The sequence below is a fragment of the Mangrovactinospora gilvigrisea genome (assembly GCF_001879105.1).
GTDB lineage: Bacteria > Actinomycetota > Actinomycetes > Streptomycetales > Streptomycetaceae > Mangrovactinospora > Mangrovactinospora gilvigrisea.
This window is the reverse complement of the sequence record NZ_MLCF01000127.1, coordinates 1-16,398: the sequence shown is the minus strand read 5'-3', so window position 1 is coordinate 16,398 and position 16,398 is coordinate 1. Positions and strand designations below refer to the sequence as shown.

General features: G+C 71.8%; 17 protein-coding genes. 3 read left to right on the top strand and 14 right to left on the bottom strand.

Annotated elements, in window-relative coordinates:
* Nucleotides 1–60 precede the first annotated feature (60 nt).
* Nucleotides 61–417, top strand: coding sequence for a YciI family protein (locus tag BIV57_RS19565; RefSeq protein WP_071658159.1), 357 nt, complete (start codon nucleotides 61–63; stop codon nucleotides 415–417).
* A gap of 70 nt (nucleotides 418–487) precedes the next feature.
* On the opposite strand, the gene BIV57_RS19560 is transcribed toward BIV57_RS19565, so the two are convergent.
* Nucleotides 488–1,240, bottom strand: coding sequence for a sugar phosphate isomerase/epimerase family protein (locus BIV57_RS19560; RefSeq protein WP_071658158.1), 753 nt, complete (start codon nucleotides 1,238–1,240; stop codon nucleotides 488–490).
* A 232-nt stretch (nucleotides 1,241–1,472) separates the two neighbouring features.
* Between BIV57_RS19560 and BIV57_RS19555 the strand changes: the two genes are divergently transcribed.
* Nucleotides 1,473–2,363, top strand: coding sequence for a Vgb family protein (locus BIV57_RS19555; RefSeq protein ID WP_071658157.1), 891 nt, complete (start codon nucleotides 1,473–1,475; stop codon nucleotides 2,361–2,363).
* On the opposite strand, the gene BIV57_RS19550 is transcribed toward BIV57_RS19555, so the two are convergent.
* On the bottom strand, nucleotides 2,360–3,160 hold the full coding sequence (locus BIV57_RS19550) for an alpha/beta fold hydrolase (protein WP_079170503.1): 801 nt from the start codon (nucleotides 3,158–3,160) through the stop codon (nucleotides 2,360–2,362). The genes BIV57_RS19555 and BIV57_RS19550 overlap by 4 nt on opposite strands.
* A gap of 565 nt (nucleotides 3,161–3,725) precedes the next feature.
* Between BIV57_RS19550 and BIV57_RS19545 the strand changes: the two genes are divergently transcribed.
* The gene (locus BIV57_RS19545) at nucleotides 3,726–5,006 is read left to right on the top strand and encodes a site-specific integrase (protein WP_071658156.1); all 1,281 of its coding nucleotides are present in this window, start codon (nucleotides 3,726–3,728) and stop codon (nucleotides 5,004–5,006) included.
* Nucleotides 5,007–5,070: 64 nt separating this feature from the next.
* On the opposite strand, the gene BIV57_RS19540 is transcribed toward BIV57_RS19545, so the two are convergent.
* From BIV57_RS19540 to BIV57_RS19485, 12 genes are all read right to left on the bottom strand, one after another.
* Nucleotides 5,071–5,328 carry a helix-turn-helix domain-containing protein gene (locus BIV57_RS19540; protein WP_071658155.1) on the bottom strand — a complete coding sequence of 86 codons (258 nt, stop codon included), beginning with the start codon at nucleotides 5,326–5,328 and terminating at the stop codon, nucleotides 5,071–5,073.
* Nucleotides 5,329–5,386: 58 nt separating this feature from the next.
* The gene (locus tag BIV57_RS19535) at nucleotides 5,387–6,400 is read right to left on the bottom strand and encodes a DUF8094 domain-containing protein (protein WP_071658154.1); all 1,014 of its coding nucleotides are present in this window, start codon (nucleotides 6,398–6,400) and stop codon (nucleotides 5,387–5,389) included.
* A complete protein-coding gene (locus BIV57_RS19530; RefSeq protein ID WP_071658153.1) occupies nucleotides 6,397–7,728 on the bottom strand; it encodes a hypothetical protein in 1,332 nt (443 codons plus the stop codon). Before BIV57_RS19530 ends, BIV57_RS19535 begins: the two co-directional genes overlap by 4 nt.
* Entirely contained in the window at nucleotides 7,725–8,939 is a 1,215-nt protein-coding gene (locus BIV57_RS19525) for an MFS transporter (RefSeq protein ID WP_071658152.1), read from the bottom strand. The genes BIV57_RS19530 and BIV57_RS19525 overlap by 4 nt, the downstream gene beginning before the upstream one ends.
* 51 nt (nucleotides 8,940–8,990) lie before the next feature.
* On the bottom strand, nucleotides 8,991–9,566 hold the full coding sequence (locus BIV57_RS19520) for a hypothetical protein (RefSeq protein WP_071658151.1): 576 nt from the start codon (nucleotides 9,564–9,566) through the stop codon (nucleotides 8,991–8,993).
* Nucleotides 9,567–9,635: 69 nt separating this feature from the next.
* On the bottom strand, nucleotides 9,636–10,724 hold the full coding sequence (locus BIV57_RS19515) for a pyridoxal-dependent decarboxylase (protein WP_079170502.1): 1,089 nt from the start codon (nucleotides 10,722–10,724) through the stop codon (nucleotides 9,636–9,638).
* A 116-nt stretch (nucleotides 10,725–10,840) separates the two neighbouring features.
* Nucleotides 10,841–11,665 (bottom strand): SPDY domain-containing protein, encoded by an 825-nt coding sequence (locus tag BIV57_RS19510; protein WP_071658150.1) that lies wholly within the window; start codon nucleotides 11,663–11,665, stop codon nucleotides 10,841–10,843.
* Nucleotides 11,666–11,711: 46 nt separating this feature from the next.
* Nucleotides 11,712–12,575 (bottom strand): SPDY domain-containing protein, encoded by an 864-nt coding sequence (locus tag BIV57_RS19505; protein ID WP_071658149.1) that lies wholly within the window; start codon nucleotides 12,573–12,575, stop codon nucleotides 11,712–11,714.
* A gap of 73 nt (nucleotides 12,576–12,648) precedes the next feature.
* On the bottom strand, nucleotides 12,649–14,109 hold the full coding sequence (locus BIV57_RS19500) for an SCO6880 family protein (protein ID WP_071658148.1): 1,461 nt from the start codon (nucleotides 14,107–14,109) through the stop codon (nucleotides 12,649–12,651).
* A gap of 25 nt (nucleotides 14,110–14,134) precedes the next feature.
* Nucleotides 14,135–15,481, bottom strand: a complete 1,347-nt coding sequence (locus tag BIV57_RS19495; protein WP_139275728.1) for an SCO6881 family protein — start codon at nucleotides 15,479–15,481, stop codon at nucleotides 14,135–14,137.
* A 30-nt stretch (nucleotides 15,482–15,511) separates the two neighbouring features.
* Nucleotides 15,512–16,195, bottom strand: a complete 684-nt coding sequence (locus BIV57_RS19490) for a hypothetical protein (RefSeq protein WP_071658146.1) — start codon at nucleotides 16,193–16,195, stop codon at nucleotides 15,512–15,514.
* Nucleotides 16,195–16,398: DUF6112 family protein (locus BIV57_RS19485; RefSeq protein WP_245797815.1), on the bottom strand; the 204-nt coding region annotated here is incomplete at its 5' end. The genes BIV57_RS19490 and BIV57_RS19485, both read right to left, overlap by 1 nt.

Below are 16,398 nucleotides of genomic sequence, written 5' to 3'. Positions count from 1 at the left end.
TCCCCACCGCACCGCACCGCGTCGCACCGCATCGCGTCGCGCACCGAGAAGGAGACCGCCATGTCCCGCTACCTGATGACCCTCGTCGCCACCGAGAACGCCGAGGCCGGCGCCCCGCCCGCGGAGCTGTTCGAGGCGATCGGCAAGGCCGCCGCCGCGTGGCAGCAGGCCGGAGTGCTGCTGGACACCGGCGGGCTGGCCCCCGCCGAGGAGGGCACCCGCCTCCAGCTGGAGAACGGCGCGATCACCGCCTCCCGCGGGGTCGGCGGGGAGGGCGCCCCCGTCCCCACCGCCTACGCGATCATCGAGGCCGCCACCGACGCGGACGCCGCGGCCCGCGCGACCGACTTCCTCGACCTCCACAAGCAGCACTGGCCGGGCTGGAACGGCGGCTCCGAGGTCCGCCGCATCGCCTGACCGCCGGCACACCGCGAAGCGGGGCCCCGTTGCGCAACGGGGCCCCGCTTCGCGGTGTGCGGCCGGTCCGTCAGAACTCGAAGTTCTTCAGGTAGGTGTAGCTGGCGCGGGCCGAGGCGAGCGAGTCGCCCGGGGCGTCGTGCTCGACGACGAACTCCTGGGAGCCGGCGGCCAGCGCGCGGTCGAAGAGCTGCGCGAAGTCGAGCGTGCCGGAGCCGACGTCCTCGAAGGAGCCGTCCTCCGCCATGTCCTTGACGTGCAGGGCGGGGAACCGCCCCGGCGAGGCGTCGAAGTAGGCGACCGGGTCGACGCCGCCCTTCACGGCCCAGTAGAGGTCCAGCTCGAACTTGACCAGCTCCGGGTCGCAGCGCTCGACGAAGATGTCGTAGAGCCGCACCCCGTCCACGACCTCGAAGTCGAACGCGTGGTTGTGGTAGAGGAACTGGAAACCGGCCTCCTTCGCCGCCCGGCCGGCCTCGTTGAACTCCTCGGCGACGGCGCGGTAGCCGTCCGGGTTGCGCAGCTCCACCGGGAGCGCGGGCACCACGACGTGGTCGACGCCGAGGACGCGGGCGCCCTCCAGCTCGCCGGCCCAGTCCTCGCGGACGGCGGTGAGCGGAAGGTGCGTCAGGACGGGCCGCACGCCCGCGTCGTCGGCCATCGCGCGGAACTCGGCGTGGCTGTGGCCGTACCGGCCGCTCACCCCGACCGTCGCGTAGCCGATGCGTCCCAACTCGGCGAGCGTGCCTGCCGCGTCCTTCTCCATGAGGTCTCGAACGGTGTACAGCTGGATGCCGATGGCGGTGGGCGATATCCGGCGCATGACGTCTGCTCCCAGGCAGTTGTGAGGTGCAGTAAGCGCTATCCGAGAGATCACCGTACCCGCCCCCCGCCCCCTTGCCCAGCACCCGGCGAACGTTTGCGGATCAGCGCGACGACGGCGTCGGCCCGCCGCCCGGGGTGGGCACCGTCGGCCTGCCCTCTGCTTCCCCGTCCTCCTCCGGCTGTGCGCCATGATGGCCGGACGCCGCCGATCAACGGGAGGAGAGGTACGCATGACGTCGCTTCAGGAGGTGCGGGTCGCCGGGCCCGGGGACGGGCCGTACGCGCTTGCGGTGGGGCCGGACGGGGCGCTGTGGTTCACGGTGGTGCACGCCGGGCGGATCGGGCGGCTGGTGCCGGGGGAGGGGGAGGCGGGGAGCCACCAGCTGGATCCGGGTTGCGGGCCGACGGTCATCGCGCCGGGGCCGAAAGGCGACGGCGCGCTGTGGTTCACGGAGTACCGGGCGCACCGGATCGGGCGGATCACCGTCGCCGGCGAGGTCGCCGAGTTCGCGCTGCCGACCGCGGAGTGCGGGCCGTTCGGGATCGCCGCGGGCCCGGACGGCGCGCTGTGGTTCACCGAGACCGCCGCCGACCGGATCGGGCGGATCACGGTGGACGGCAAGGTCACCGAGTACCCGCTGGACGCGGCCGGCGCGTTCCCGTCCGCGATCGCCGCCGGGCCGGACGGCGCGATGTGGTTCGCCCTCAACCAGGGCAACGCGATCGGCCGGATCGCCATGGACGGCACCGTCACAACCCACCCCCTGCCGACGGAGGGCGCCGCGCCGGTCGGCATCGCCCCCGGCCCGGACGGCGCGCTGTGGTTCACCGAGATCGGCGCCGGCCAGATCGGCCGGATCACCGTGGACGGCGCGATCACCGAGTTCCCGCTGCCGGACCGGGCCGCCCGTCCGCACGCTGTCACCGCCGGACCGGCGGGCGGTGCGATGTGGTTCACCGAGTGGGGCGCCAACCGGGTCGGCTCGATCACCGCGGACGGCACGGTCGAGGTGCACGACCTGCCCACCCCCGCCTCCGAGCCGCACGGCATCGTCCTCGGCCCGGACGGCGCGCTGTGGACGGCCCTGGAGATCGGCGCGCTGGCCCGCGTCACCCCCTAAGCGGGCTTGGCGAGGTGCTCCAGCAGCAGCGCGACGAGGCGCTCGGGCGTGCGGAGCGGGAGGTAGTGGTCGGCGTCGGGAATCAACGCGGCGCGGGCGTGCGGGAGATCGGCGGCGAGGCGGCGGGCGATCGCGCCGATCTCGGGGTGGTCGCGGTCGCCGTGCACCACCAGCGCCGGTGCGCCGATCGCGCCGAGCCGCCGCTCCGCGTCGAGGGCCGCGGCCCCCGTCAGGTAGTGCTCGCTGACGATCCGGCGCTCGGCGTTCTCCGCCACCATCGCCTCGACCAGCGCGCCACCCGGGGCGCCGCGGCCGAGGGACGCCCAGATCGACAGCTCCAGCCGGGCCAGCTCGCCGGCGTCGCCCGCCCGCCGCGCCGCGGCGTACGCCGCCTGCTCGGGGTCGTCGTCGGGCCAGGCGTGGCCGCTCACCGAGGCGCCCACCAACCCCAGGGCGGCGACCCGTTCGGGGTGGACGAGGGCGAAGTCCAGCGCGGTCTCGCCGCCCATGCTCAGGCCGACCAGCGCGGCGCGCTCCAGCCCGCAGTGGTCGAGCACCGCCAGCAGGTCCGCGACGTCGTCGAACGGCCGGACGGGCGCGTCGGACCGCCCCAGTCCGCGGGCGTCGTAGCGGACCACCTCGTGGTGCGCGGCGAGCCCCGGGACGACCCCGTCCCACAGCCGGGAGTCCATCCCGGCGCCGTGCAGCAGCACCACCACCGGGCGGCCGGCGCCGGCGCCGGTCCGCTCGCCCCGGAGGAGGCCGCCGCCCGGCGCCGGTATCTCGATCTCGCTCATCCCGCGATCATGCCAGGCGGGCGGGCCGGGTTCAGCGGATCTGCACCCCGCTGATCGCCCGGGAGATGACAAGCCGCTGGATCTCGCTGGTGCCCTCGAAGATCGTGTAGATCTTCAAGGGACCGCTTCCGGGCAGCCCCGACCTGCGACGATCGAGCCAGCCCGGACCTGAGCTGGGAAGAGTCCTCCAGTGACACCCAGAGGACCCCCTGTCGCCCCCTCATGAAACCAGGTCCCACCCGAAGTTGATCTACCGTTTTTCTACCGGTTCTGCTGGCCTCGTCGGTACCCACACGAGGCCCCCTTTGGGCGGTCTCGCTCAACAAGGATCATCCCGCCCTCCCAACTACCATAGACAGTGCCGAGAGTCGCTCCGCGGAGCGACCGCGGACGGCAGCTCTGGATGATGCTCCTGCTCCTTCCTGATGAGCCATTCGCCCACGGCAGAACATCCCGAAGCGACTGGTGACACGCCTCGCAGGGATGTCAACGTACGACCGCTTCCGCCGCAGGTTCGAGCGGCGCGCACCTCCCCCACCACCCGCCATGTGAAGGGATTCGCGTCTTGCCGTACGCCTCGAAATACTGGTCAAAGAAGGACAAGAGGTGGTACTACCGCGCGCACAACAAGCTGCCGAACGGCCGCTACGGCGCACACCGGAAGGACGAGAACGGCCAACGGTTCAGAACCGAACGGTCCGCAGTCGAGTATGCGGGACGGCTCGAGACTGATGTCCACCGCAAGGTCTACATCAGCCCCAGGGCCGGCAAGGTCACGGTCCGAGACTGGTCGCACATATGGATCGACTCCATCGACGTCGCTCCGCTGACCGAGCGCGACTACCGCAGCAGACTGCGGTCCGTGATTCTTCCTGCGTGGGGCGACGTCAACCTCGAAGACATCACGCCAATCAGCTACAGCCGCTGGGAGAAGCAACTCCGTGTCGAGGGGCGCGCCAAGAACAGCATCGACGGCATCCGCGGTCTGCTCCGGACCATGCTCGACGACGCCGTCGCCTCAAAAATGATCCAGGAGAATCCGATACCCAGCCGTCTCGCAGGACGACGCGGGCGCTTCCAGCCGCGCCCCAAGGACGACGACCGGGTCATCGCTACCCCGCGGCAGGCCCTCCTCATCGCCCGCAACGCGCTCGTACTGCAGGGGCTCAGCACGTACTCCCTCGTCCTCACCTCTGCGTACTGCGGCTTGCGGATCGGTGAGCTGTCCGGTCTGACAAAAGATCGGCTGAAGTTGGAGGATGCGGACGGCTCTGGAGCCCGGATCCTGCTGGAGTACCAGGCTCAGTATGTCGATGGACTACCTCAGCTGATCCCCTGCAAATACGACAGCGGACGCGGCCTGATCCTCCCACCGTTCCTCGCCGAGCTGCTGCACGAGACGATCGCGGCCCAGACCGGGGAAGCCAGACGAGGGAAGTTCGTCTTCACCGCCGTCCGGGGCGGTCGCCTCCTCTCCGGCGGCGACTTCTACCTTCATACGTGGCATCCCATCGTCGAGGGCCGACCATTCCGCCCGACGGTCCGCGGCGCCAAAGCCCGCCCGGCCGTCCGCCCAGTGCCCGGCCTCTCCGGGATGACACCCCATGGACTGCGCCACTCGATGAAGGTCTGGTTGGACGAGGCCGGACACCCGCGCGTCGCCGTCGAAGCGCGAATGGGACATGTACTTCAAGGGTCCGAAGGGGTCTACTCGCACGTCACCTTGGGCATGGAACTCAAGATCGCCGCGACGCTGCAAGAGCTGTGGGAAGCCTCAACCCGGCCCGACCCCGACCACCGTGAGTACGGCGATCCGCCGCCCGCGGGCTGCCCGAATCCAGGCTGAGCCTTCGCGCCCCTGGCGGCAGCCGCGCATGAAGCGGCCTCCACCAGGGGCACGGCGACAGAGTTCATCGCCGGACGGGCGGGACGTACTCTCCCATGAGCGCAATCTCGCGAAGGTGTTCGTCGGTCCACCGGCGAATCTTGCGGCTGTCGCCCACGAAGGTAAACGGGATCTTGCGTGCGTTGGCAAGCTCGTTGAGGAACTTGGCACTGCATTGGAGGATCTTGGCGGCCTCTTCGGCGGTGTACAGCTTGATCGGCCCATCAACCGATGAGCGCTCGGGGCCCGCGGCACGCCCCAGCCGAGAGTTAGTCATGGCCATGCCACTTCCTTTGGACGTCGCGGTTCGGCGTGATCAGCCGTCGGCAGTCTGCAGCCCTTCACTCTGAAACGCCGGTTGCCTGAACGACGTCACGGTCGAGCCCAAGGAGACGGGCCTGACCGCTGCTTGATACATAGCTGGCGGTCTGGTGAGCGTAGTCGACCGTCAGGTTGTCCAGGCGGTGGTGGCCGGTGTAGGCGGCCTCGGCTCGACCGGGCTTGATGTAGGCGGTCGGGCTGGTGGGGAAGGCGTTCATCTGGACGCGGTCGAGGGTGACGGCAAGGATGCCACCGTCGGCCGTGGCCAGTGCGTAGGTGCGGCCGGCGAGGCGGCGGTTATCAGTACTGGTGCTGATGTCGCGGTAGACGGCGTCGGCGTACGGGGCCAGGTGTTTGGCGGTGTCCTTGGTGTCGTTGGTGATCCAGCCGCGGGCGGGACTCGTCCCGAACAGGGTGCCGTCGCTGTGGCCGCCGTCGTAGAGGTCGGCGAGGGCCTGCTGGAATTGGCGGGTGACGGTGGTGCTCGGGGTGGAGACGAGGGCGCAGCTGTTCCGGTCGGTGGCGATCCTGGGGAGGCGGGAGGTGAGGTCGACCGTGGTGGCCATCTTGTATCCGGCGGCACCGGTGTGATCGAAAATCAGTAGGCGCTTGGACGGGGGCTTCCAGGCGGGGCCGGTCCCGGTGACCTCGACGGCGAACCATGTGGCGTGGCCGGCGGCGGGGATGTAGTAGACCGGCTTGGTGTAGTAGAAGGGCTTCTGGTCCTCTGCCTGGTCCTTGCGGCTGTAGGTGCGCAGTTGGCGGTTGGCCTGCTCGTCGATCGCCAGCAGCGGGTCGGTCTCGATGGTGCGCAGCGGCGCGTCGGCGAGCTTGGCGTTGGCCTGGTTGTTGACCCGCACGTAGTGATCGAGGATCCGTTGGGCCTGAGCGCGGGTGACCAGGGGGCGCTGTGCGGCCGGGATGTGGTGTGCGGGGCTGGGTGTCGCGGTGGGGTGGGTGGTGGTGCAGGCCGTGAGGGTGAGGGCGGTGACGGCCAGGGCGGCGGCGCGGACGAGGCGGTGACGGGGCGTCATATGGCTGAGTCCTCCGGAGCGTAGAGGGTGGTGTCTTCCAGGGCGCGCAGGGCTCGGTGGGCTCGGTCGATCACGTTCGGGTCGTCGGCGGCGAGGACGGCCATGCCCGGGGAGGTCATCAGGTCGCGGGTCCGGACGACGGGGGTGCCGGAGGTGAGGGTGCCGAGGATGGCGATCAGCCCGGGGAGGGCGGCGAGTTCCTTCAGGCCGCGGTCGGTGAGGCGGGCGGGGCCGGGGGCGATCAGGTGGATCTTGGCGCAGTGCCGCGGCGGGCGGGTCGTTGCGGGCGGTGGGAGCAGATGGCTGGTCAGGACGGCGACGTGGTCGCGGACCTGGTGGCTGCCGAGGGCGTGGGCGAGGTGGGGGTGGAGCCAGCCTTCGGCGCGGGCGCCGGTCTCGATGAGGATGAGGCGGCCGTCGCCGGTGTGGATGAACTCGCTGTGGGCGGCGCTGTCGGTGATCTCCAGGGCCGCGAGGACGCGGCGGGCTTGGACCGCCAGGGCGGCGTGCAGGAGGTGGTCGGGGTGGAGGAGGTCGCGCCGGTCGTAGAGGGTGGCGCCGTCGCGGTGCAGGCGGGTGTCGCGCCAGGTCTCGGTGATGTGGTGGTGGCCGGCGCGGCTGATGCTGTTGACGACGTACTGCATGCCGGTCAGGCGTTCCTGGAGGACCAGGTGGGTGTTGCGGTGGCCGAGGATGTTGACGCCGTGGTGGGTGCGGTGCCAGGCGGCGGCGAGTTGCTCGGGGGTGGCGCCGAGGGTGACGCCGTCGGAGCCGGCCGCGTCGTCGGGCTTGAGCACCCAGCCGGTGCCGGCCGGCAGGCCGGTTGCGAAGGCGAGGGCCTGGTCCAGGTGGCGGGTGTGCAGGGTGGCGGGGGCGGGGAGCCCGGCCCGGGTGAGGGCCTGGGCCATGGCGGTCTTGCTGCGCCGGACCGTGCTGGTGGCGGGCGGGTTGCCGGGCAGGTTGAGGTCGGCGGCGAGGCGTTCGGCCAGCACGGTCCCGATCTCGTTGCCGGCCACGACGGCTGCGGTGCCGAGGGCTTGGAGGCGGCGCCGGGTGGCGGTGAGGTTGCCGGTGTGGACGACGGTGGCGTGGTAGTCGCTGGGGACCAGGGCGTCGCGGAAGACGGCTGGTAGGTGATGGTCGGGGGTGGTGACGGCGACCGGCTGCCATCCGCGGCGGCGGAACTCGGCGGCATACAGGGCGCCGGAACCGTAGGGGGCGACGATGGCCGCCGTCGGAGGCAGACCCGTGCCTAGCGGTGCGGCAGCAGCGTGGCCATTGCCGCGTCGGGGGTCTCTGGCCAGGGCCAGTACGGAGCGCAGACTCACGAGCTCATCCCCTTCGGCATGCGGTGGTGAAGGGGCAGGCAGCTCAGCGCTCCGACACCGCCGAGGGCGGCGAGGGCCAGGGCGACGGCGGGTCTGCCGCCGAGGTGGAGGGCGAGGCTGGTGAGCGCGGGTGCCAGCAGGCCCGCCGTGGCCAGGGTCATGCCGAGCGCGCCCTGGTAGCGGCCTTGCAGGTGGGCGGGGGCGATGCGGGCGAGGATGTCGTAGGCGGCGACGGCCAGGATGATCTCCCCGGGGGTGGCCGCCACGACGGCGGTCAGGTAGCCGGATGCGGTGTGGGCCAGGGCGCAGCCGCCCATGCCGGCGCCGAGGATCAGCGAGCCGACGGCCAGATCCGCAATCAGCGGCGCGTTGCGGGCGCGCCGGGTAAGAACCACGGTGAGCGGCGGGGTCAGGGCCAGGACGGCAAGGGCGTTGGCGGCGTTGGCGAGGCCGTAGTCGGCGGCCGGGAGCCGGTCTTGGACCATGAGGATCGGCAGGGCGCTGGTCAGGGAGACTGCGCAGGTGAACGCGCACAGGCTGCTGGCGAGCAGCCAGTGCAGCCGGTCATCTTCGAGCAGCGCGGCCGGCCCCGGCCCCGCCTCCTTCGTCCGGGTGCCGGGTTGATCGGGCGGCAGCAGCACGGCGGCCAGGACAGCGAAGGCCGCGCAGGAGACGGCGTTGGCGACGAACAGCGGGCCGTAGCCGTAGTGGTCGGCGATCAGTCCGCCGGTGGCGCCGGCCAGGGCGGCGCCGGCGTTCAGGCACCAGTGGCGCCAGCCGTTGACGCGGGTGCGCTGGGCGCTGTCGGCCAGCTGGTCGTTGATCAGCGCGCTGACGGCCAGTCGACTTCCGTCCAAGACAGCGCCGAGCACGAACGCACCGACCATCAGCGCCGGCAGGGGATGCAGCAGCGGGAGGGTGATCAGGACGGCGGCTGAGGCGGTGTTGGCCAGGATGAGGGTGCGGCGGCGGCCGAGGGCGTCGGTGAGGTGGCCGAAGGCCAGTTGGCCGGCGATCCATCCGGCACCGTAGGCGCTCAGAACCGCGGAGACTGCCGGGGGCGTGAGGCCGCGGTGGGCGAGGGCGTAGGCGAGGAAGGCGTTGGCGAAGCCGAGGACGTGGGTCACCGCGGTGCCGGCCAGGGCCAGGCGGACCGGCGGCGGCCAGAATAGGAGCGGGTTCTGGCGGGGCGTCAGCGTGGTCTGGTGCAAGGGCGGGTGGGCCTCCTTGAGGTGCGGTCGGGTCGGGCTTTCTGCCTCGGGTCAGGGTGCGGTGAACGGGGCGGGCCACAGGTAGAGGTCGTGGACGCTGCCGATCCGGATGGCGGTGATTGGGGCGCCGCCTGCGCTCTGGCCGGCGGGGACGGGGTCGGTGTTGACGCGGTAGAGGAGGGGCCAGCCCACCTGGGCGGCGCGGGCCATGAGCGGGGTGGGGTGGCGGCTGTTGAGGTGTTCGCCGGTGGCGGCGGTGCCGAGCTTGCCGCGCAGCCGGTGCCAGGCCACCTCGATCAGTTCCGGCGGCAGCTCGCCGCGGCTGCTGGAGGCGTGGCCGTCGGCGGTCATCTCCACCCAGGCGGCCGCGCACTCCCAGCGCAGGCCGGTGCCGGCCGGGGCGGCGTTGTCCGACAGGGCCGCGAGGATCGGATGCTCGCCCTCATGGGCCGTCAGCAGGGCGTTGAGGTCTTCGCGGAGTCCGGACAGGTGCCGCAGCTGGTAGGCGCCGCTGGGGGTGGCGCCCAGCAGGTAGTCGTGGATGTCCCCGGGGCTTGGGGTGTGCTGGGGCACCCACAGGGCGAGGCTGGCCAGGCCGGGAACCAGGCGCGGACGAAGGTAGGCCATGGAGGCGGTTCCTCTCGCTGTCGTCAGGAAGATCCGGGTGCATAGGGGGGCGCCGTGTGCGAAGCGGCGTCAGGAGAGAGGGCTCCCCTGGGCTTTCGCCGTTTGCTGGGCGTCGCAGAACTCGTCCACCAGGTCCGGGGTGACGTGAGGCACGGCGATGATGTGGGCGATGCCGTCCTCGACGGGGATGCTGAAGCGGGCGCGGACCTCGGGCGGCGGGGGGTCGAGGACGACCGTGATCGATCCGGGGTGGCGCCAGGCGTGCAGCCCGAGCTCGGTCAGCCGCTGTTGGGCGTAGTCGGCGACCTCCAGGCAACTGAGGACCTGCTTTTCCATGCCGCCCAGCCCCAGGCGCGCGAGGGTCCGCCACAGCAGGAGTGCGGCCAGGCCGGAGCGGGAGCAGGCCAGGGTGCCGTCCTGGTGCCTCCCCACGTACTGGCCCTGCTGCGCGGGGCGAACCAGTTCCTTCCTGGCGAGGAGGATCGCGCAGGGGATGGGGCAGCCGAGGAACTTGTGCCCGGAGACGGTCACGGAGTCCGCGCCGCCGTCGAACGCCCACGGATGCCGCTCCGAAGGTGGGGCGAGGGCGGCGACCAGGCCGCCGAGCGCCCCGTCGGCGTGCAGGTGCATCGGGCCGGCGGGGGATGCGGCGCGGCGGATCTCGGGCAGCGGGTCGATCGCGCCGGTCATCGTCGTGCCGATGGTGGCCAGCACCACCGCACCCCGTCCGGGCCGTGCCTTGCAGGCGCGTTCCAGCGCGATGGTGTCCATGCGGCCGTCCGGGAGGGCGGGGACCTGGACGGCGTCCATTCGCAGCAGGTCGATCTGCCGCGGCACCGCGTAGTGCGCGGCGGAGGAGTAGTAGACGGGGGCGTGCGGGAGGCGGTCGCGGCCGAGTTTGAGGCCGTGGCCGATGCCGTAGCTGCTGGAGGGGGCGAGGTAGCCGTAGGTATCGTCCGGGTGGGCGCCGGCCAGCCAGGCCAGCAGCTCCACGACCTCCTGCTCGAAGTCCTTCGAGCCCATGCCGTAGGGGTCGGGGGTGCGGGGGTCGCCGATGTTGTTGAGCAGCATGTTCAGCAGCGGCGCCGCCAGCTCGTCGTCGACCTGCGGCGCGGCATTGGCCGGGAAGCCCAGCAACCGCTGCTGGGTGTCGCTCACTTCTGCGGCAAGGCGGAGGATTTCGGCGTCGACTGCTTGTGAGGCCGTGGCGTGAGCCAGCCGCGGGATCGGTGGCGGTGTCGTTGGGGTCGACAAGATTTCACCTCGGTCCTGGGTCAGCGCCGGTGGCTACGAGTAGGTGTGGCCTCGGGAGTCGGCGGATTCGGTTCTGCGGCTGCACTTGCCTGAGAGGACAGGTGCGGGGAGGTTGCAGCGGCGGCCGCGGCGGCGTTGTTGCTGGCGGCAGGAGTGAGGTGGGCGGCGCCGCGAAAGGCCAGGGGGATCTGGTGCTCGGTGCGGCGCACCGGGGCTCGGTCGACTACGGCACCGGTGATCGCGGCGAGCAACTGGGGTGGGATCGCCTGGCTGAAGCGGGCCGACCAGCCGGCCCCGGTCAGGTCGACCGCGCGGTCGGAACGGACCGTCACCACCCAGGCGTCGGTGCGGCCGTTGGTGTCGGCGTGCAGGGCGGCCAGGCCGTCGGGCGCGGTGAGGTCGAGCTGGCGGTCGGTGCCCGGAGTGCCGTGCATCGTCCATCCGGCATCGATCAGCGGGGCGACGGCGTCCTGCTTGCCGCCGAGGGGACGCAGGAGGCGGTCGTCGGCGCGTGCGTACTGCTCCGCCAGGACCTGGGTCAGGGCGGCCACGATTTCCTCGGGGACGTCGGCGGTGAACCGCGCGGTCCACTTTGGGGATTCATAAGGGTGGTCGTGTGCGGTGATGTGCCACAGGTCGACCGGTTGCCACAGGGAGGCGAGGGTGCCTGGTTCGGGGACGTAGCCGACTCGGATGCGTGCGTCGGGGCTGGTGAGGTGGAGGTTTCCGACTTCGTCGTCGTGGCTGGGCCAGGCGGCCGCCAGGAGCGGGTTCAGGGGCTGCTGCGGGTCGTTGATGGCTCCGGCGAGGTAGCGGGGGGCGACAAGGACGCTGTGGTCGGGCATGTTCGGGAAGCCTCCGTAGGCGTTGGGGTGTGCGTGCTGGGCGCTTTCAGCGGGGATGCGAGGAGCTGCGCGAGGGGTCTGCTGGGTGTGGCGGTGCGGCTTGGTCCGGTGTCGCCGGCGAAATGGGCTCGGCGGGTGCCTCGGCTGCGGTGGTCGCGAGTGCGGAGGCCGTCGTCGCGGCCGTGCCGGGGTCGGGGCGGCGGACGGGGGCGCAGCGGACAGCGGTGCGGAAGACCTCGGGGATCTGCGACTCGCAGCGGAGCACCGGGGCCGGATCGGCCAGCGCCCTGGTGACGGCGTGGAGCAGATGCGGCGGGAAGAAGTAGGAGAAGCGGGCCGCCCACGCCTCGGCTACCTGCAGGCGGACCAGGTCGAACCCGTCAGGATCCTGATCGTCGGGGATAGCGGAGGCATCGGCTGCCAGCACGGCGTGCCCGTCGGGCGAGGTAGCGCGGTGGCGGAGGGTGATCGCGGGATCGGAAGTGAGGTCCCATCCGGCGGCCGTCAGCGGTTCGAGGGCGGTGGGCCGGAGGCGGGATCCGTACAGATGCCGGTCGCCGCCGTCGGTGTAGGTGTCCAGCAGGGCCTTGGTGAGGCCGGCGACGATCTCCTCGGGCGTGTCGGCGCTGAATCGGGCGGACCACCTGGGGCGATCGAAGGGGTTGCGCCAGCCGGTGACGCTCCAGGTCATCTCCCGTCCCCATGCGGTCGGTTGTGGCAGGTAGGCGATGCGGATCCGCTCGTCGGGGCTGGCGAAGTACAGGTTGTCCAGATGGTCGGTGTGGAAGGGCCATCCGGCATCGAGCAGGGGGAACAGGGCTGCGTCGGGGGTCCGGGTGGGTCCGGCGAGGTAGCGGGGGTTCACCAGGAGTTTGGGGGCGGGCTCGTTCGGGGCTCCGGATTCGGGCACGAGACTTCTGGGCTCCTTACCGGTCCGAGGTGGAAGTGATCCGAAACGCTCCGGTGGCCGGCTGCCTTTCAGGTCAGGGTCGGGCCAGGGGGAGGGCGCCGGTGGTGAAGGCCTCGGTCTGCTGCCAGGTCAGTCGGCGCAGGTCGACCTGGGCGGTCACGGCGGCGGTCTCGATGGAGGCGCAGGCGGCCTCCAGCTGCCGGCGGGAATCGGCGGTGACGGTCAGCAGGCCGGTCAGGGAGATGTCGGCGTGGCCGGCGATCAACTGCCGTTCGCGGGAGGTGATGTCGGCGTACTCGATGCCGTCCTCTTCGGAGTCGACCTGGCCGCGGCGGGTGCGCTCGTGCGCGTCGGCCACCACGGTGGCCTTGCGGCGGCGCACGTCCTTCAAGGCGGCGTCGATGCGGTGCGGGGTGTAGGTCAGGGAGAGGGTGCGGCGGATGCCGGCGGTGAACAGCAGCTGGTGCAGGAAGCCGGGGCTGACCTCGGTGCGGGGCCAGTTCTCGATCCAGTAGACGGTGTGGAAGGCGCTGTCGGTGCGCAGATGGTCGGCCTCCTCGACCACCAGCACCGGGCCGGCGGCGGCAGGGTCGGCTTGGGCGGGGCCGTCGGGCGCCCAGTGCTCCAGGGCGGGCAGGGCGGCCGGGTCGTAGGCGGTGCGGATCACGGCCGCGAGCTGGGGGCCGGTCAGCCAGCCGGCCGGGGTGAGTCCTGCGGTGCGCGCGGACTGGTCGAAGGTGGAGGCGATCTGGGTGAGGAGGGTGAAGGCGCCGGTCAGGCCGCCGCCGGCCTGGCGGATCAGCCGGCGGGCCGCCGTCAGGTCCAGGGCGAGCACCACATATGTCTCGTGGGCGGCCGCGGCCGGGCCCGCCGCCTCCACGAGCTCGGTGTAGATGCGGGAGGCTTCCTGGTTGGCGGGGTTGCCGCGGCCCCTCCAGTGCCGCTGCAGGGCGTCTCCGGAGGAGGGGACGGTGCGCTCCAGGACCTGGATGCGGGTCAGGTGGCCGGTCCGCGACAGGGCGGCCAGCACCCGCCCCCACCCGGCGACGTGAGCGTCCTGGACGGCCGGATCGAGCAGCGCGAAGGCGCGGGTGGTGACCCGGCACACGGCCGTCAGGGTGCGATGGTGCGGGTCGTGGACCGCGGACAGTCGTCGGTCGGGGGCGGTGACCAGGGTCAGGGAGGCGGCGGTGCCGGGCAGGTGCAGAAGCCCGGCCTTGCGCGGCCGGGTGCCGACCTGGGCGAGCCAGGCCTGCTGGCCCGTGGCGCGGCGCAGGGTGTAGCGGGCGGCGATCGGCGCCCACTCGGCCAGCGACCGGCCCTGGAAGCGGACCGCCACGAGGACGGCCGCGGCCATCCACAAGGGGATCAGCTTGGCCGCGCCGAGCAGGCCGGAGCCCATCAGGGCGATCAGCAGCAGCAGCGCGGCGGCGCCGGCGACCACGAGCTGCGGGACGCTCAGGCCCAGCAGCACACCACGGCGCGAGCGATGCGGAAAACGAACAGTCGACGATTCGAAGACCTGGGCTGGCACGATGCCTCATCTCGTCATGCGTGATCTACGGAGCACGGTGCTGCTGTGGATCGCCAGAGGGCTCAACACTCGACGGAGCGCTTGGGCTGCTCAGCGGATCAGCGACACGAGGCGTTCGAGGTGCACGATCCGGAGGCGACACGGTCGTGGCCGGCCCGGGCAGCGGATTAGAGTCATCTGGCCACGGAGGAAGACCTCCTCCGTTGTTCGCCTGGTGGTCTGCCGACGGATTGGTGTCCCTGCTTGCCTTGCTGGCGGGATACGCGCCGGGGATGGGGCGGTTGGGGTTGGGGTCGGGTGCCCCCGACTGTCCGCCGGACTTGCTCTTCCCGCCCGTGCCCTGGCCGCCGGTGGCGGGGATGTTCAACTCGGGGTTCGTCGCCGGGCCCTGGGGGGCGGGACCGCTGCCGCGGCCCGCCAGCATCTGCGCCTTCGAGGCCGCCTGCGCCCCGGCCCGACCCGCCGTCGCGGCCCCGGAGGCGGCACCAAGGTGGAGACTGTGGCCGGCCCCGGATTCGTCCGCCCAGTGCAGGAACTTGTACACGGCGAACGGGGTCAGACACACCAGCATCATGATCATTACGCCGGAGAGCATGTCGCCCATCCCCTGGATCGGGTTCTTGGTGACCTGGCTCTTGCCGATCGCGGAGATGCCCAGCAGGAAGACGATGGTCATCACCAGCTTGGAGACCACCAGGGCGGCGATCGCCTCGGTCCAACGGCGACGCCAGCGCTCCGCCCCCTCCCAGCCTCCGCCCGAGGCGACCAGCACGGCGAGGGTGGCCAGGATGTAGACACCGACCTTGCGCAAAAGCAGGACGGCCCAGAACATCAGGCCGCCGGCGGCCAGCAGCAGCCCGAACAGCAGCGGCACGATCCCGTTGACGCCCTGCGGCGAGGGGATCTCATCGACCACCAGGACCCGTTTGATCGCCGCCTTCAGGCTGGTCCCGGCCGCCGCGAACAGCCCGTCCGACAACGCGTCGACCACGGTCAGGGCGATGGCAGTGACCAGGGTGGCGGCGAAGGCGAAGATGCAGCCCTTGATGGTGCCGGTCACCGCCACGGCCAGGGCGCGTTCGTCGCGACTCCACGCGGCGGTGATCAGCTGCAGGCAGAAGGTGCCGACCAGCAGGGTCAGGCCGATGGGCAGCAGCAGTTCGTAGTTGTGGCGGAACCAGGCGGCGTTCAGGTCGATGCGGGTGGTGGCGTTGGTGGCGGTGGCGGCCAGGTCGGCGCATTTGACGGCGAGGTCGGCGACCATCTGGTTGACCAGGTCGATGGCCTGGCCGACGAAGCCGAGGCCGACGTCCTTGGTGGTGTCGCAGACCACGTTCCACAGGGGCAGGTTGCACACGCCCACGGCAGGCATCTCCTCCGTGTCGGTCGGGATGAAGGTCGTTCAGGGGGCGGTGACGGGGGCGATCCCGGCCAGCCGGCACGGGGTGCCCGGTCGGCACTGGACGGCCAGGGTGATCGCCTGACCCTGGGCGCCCGAGCCGCCGGTCCAGGCCAGGTGCTGGGTGCCGGTGGCGGTCACGGCGTAGGTGTAGGTGCGGGTGATGGCCTGCGGATCGGCCGCCATCGCCTGCCGGAACGCCGACGGAATGTGCGCCTCGGCCACCGTGGCCGTCGCATGCTGCCGCTCAGCGGCCAGCCGCGGCCACAGCGGCACATCCGGCACGACATCGTCGACGGAGGCGGGGTCGGCGACCGCACGATCGCCGGTCATCCACCGCTCCAGAACCGCCAGATGCGCGGCGCGGGTCTCGGTTCGGGTGTCGTAGCTCCACAGCACCGCCGCGGCCGCCCGGGCGAAGGCGACCGGGTCGGTGGTGGAGGGCGGGCCGGGGATCCGGGCTGAGCCTGTGGGCGCGGCGCCCGGCGCAGTCGGCTCCGACGCTGTCGGGCTGGGGGCGGGCACGGCGGTATGCGTCGGGTTGGGGCTCGCGGCGTCATGGTGGCCGCTGCCGCGGGCCAGCAGGACGGCAATGCCCGCGGCCACGGCCAGGACCACCATCGTGCACGCCGCGAGCAGCAGGAGGCGACTGCGGCCGGAGGCGGGGAGATTCACTTGACGGGGCATCACTTCACCTGCCCGCCGAGTGCGGAGAAGAACGTGATGAGCCCGTTGGCGGCGCCGATCAACAGGGCACAGCCGATGGCGACCATGACGCCCTTCTTGCCGTTGGCCTCGGCCTGGTGCCCGGCGGAGTGGTGGCCCCAGGCCCAGACCAGGGCGGAGACGACCAGGGCGCCAACGACCGCGATGATGCCGTAGAGGTTGAG

Bases quoted from the DNA above. Each gene is read 5' to 3' on its own strand.
- BIV57_RS19565 (WP_071658159.1), top strand. From the start codon at position 61: ATGTCCCGCTACCTGATGACCCTCGTCGCCACCGAGAACGCCGAGGCC.
- BIV57_RS19560 (WP_071658158.1), bottom strand. From the start codon at position 1,240: ATGCGCCGGATATCGCCCACCGCCATCGGCATCCAGCTGTACACCGTT.
- BIV57_RS19555 (WP_071658157.1), top strand. From the start codon at position 1,473: ATGACGTCGCTTCAGGAGGTGCGGGTCGCCGGGCCCGGGGACGGGCCG.
- BIV57_RS19550 (WP_079170503.1), bottom strand. From the start codon at position 3,160: ATGAGCGAGATCGAGATACCGGCGCCGGGCGGCGGCCTCCTCCGGGGC.
- BIV57_RS19540 (WP_071658155.1), bottom strand. From the start codon at position 5,328: ATGGCCATGACTAACTCTCGGCTGGGGCGTGCCGCGGGCCCCGAGCGC.
- BIV57_RS19535 (WP_071658154.1), bottom strand. From the start codon at position 6,400: ATGACGCCCCGTCACCGCCTCGTCCGCGCCGCCGCCCTGGCCGTCACC.
- BIV57_RS19520 (WP_071658151.1), bottom strand. From the start codon at position 9,566: ATGGCCTACCTTCGTCCGCGCCTGGTTCCCGGCCTGGCCAGCCTCGCC.
- BIV57_RS19510 (WP_071658150.1), bottom strand. From the start codon at position 11,665: ATGCCCGACCACAGCGTCCTTGTCGCCCCCCGCTACCTCGCCGGAGCC.
- BIV57_RS19495 (WP_139275728.1), bottom strand. From the start codon at position 15,481: ATGCCTGCCGTGGGCGTGTGCAACCTGCCCCTGTGGAACGTGGTCTGC.
- BIV57_RS19490 (WP_071658146.1), bottom strand. From the start codon at position 16,195: ATGCCCCGTCAAGTGAATCTCCCCGCCTCCGGCCGCAGTCGCCTCCTG.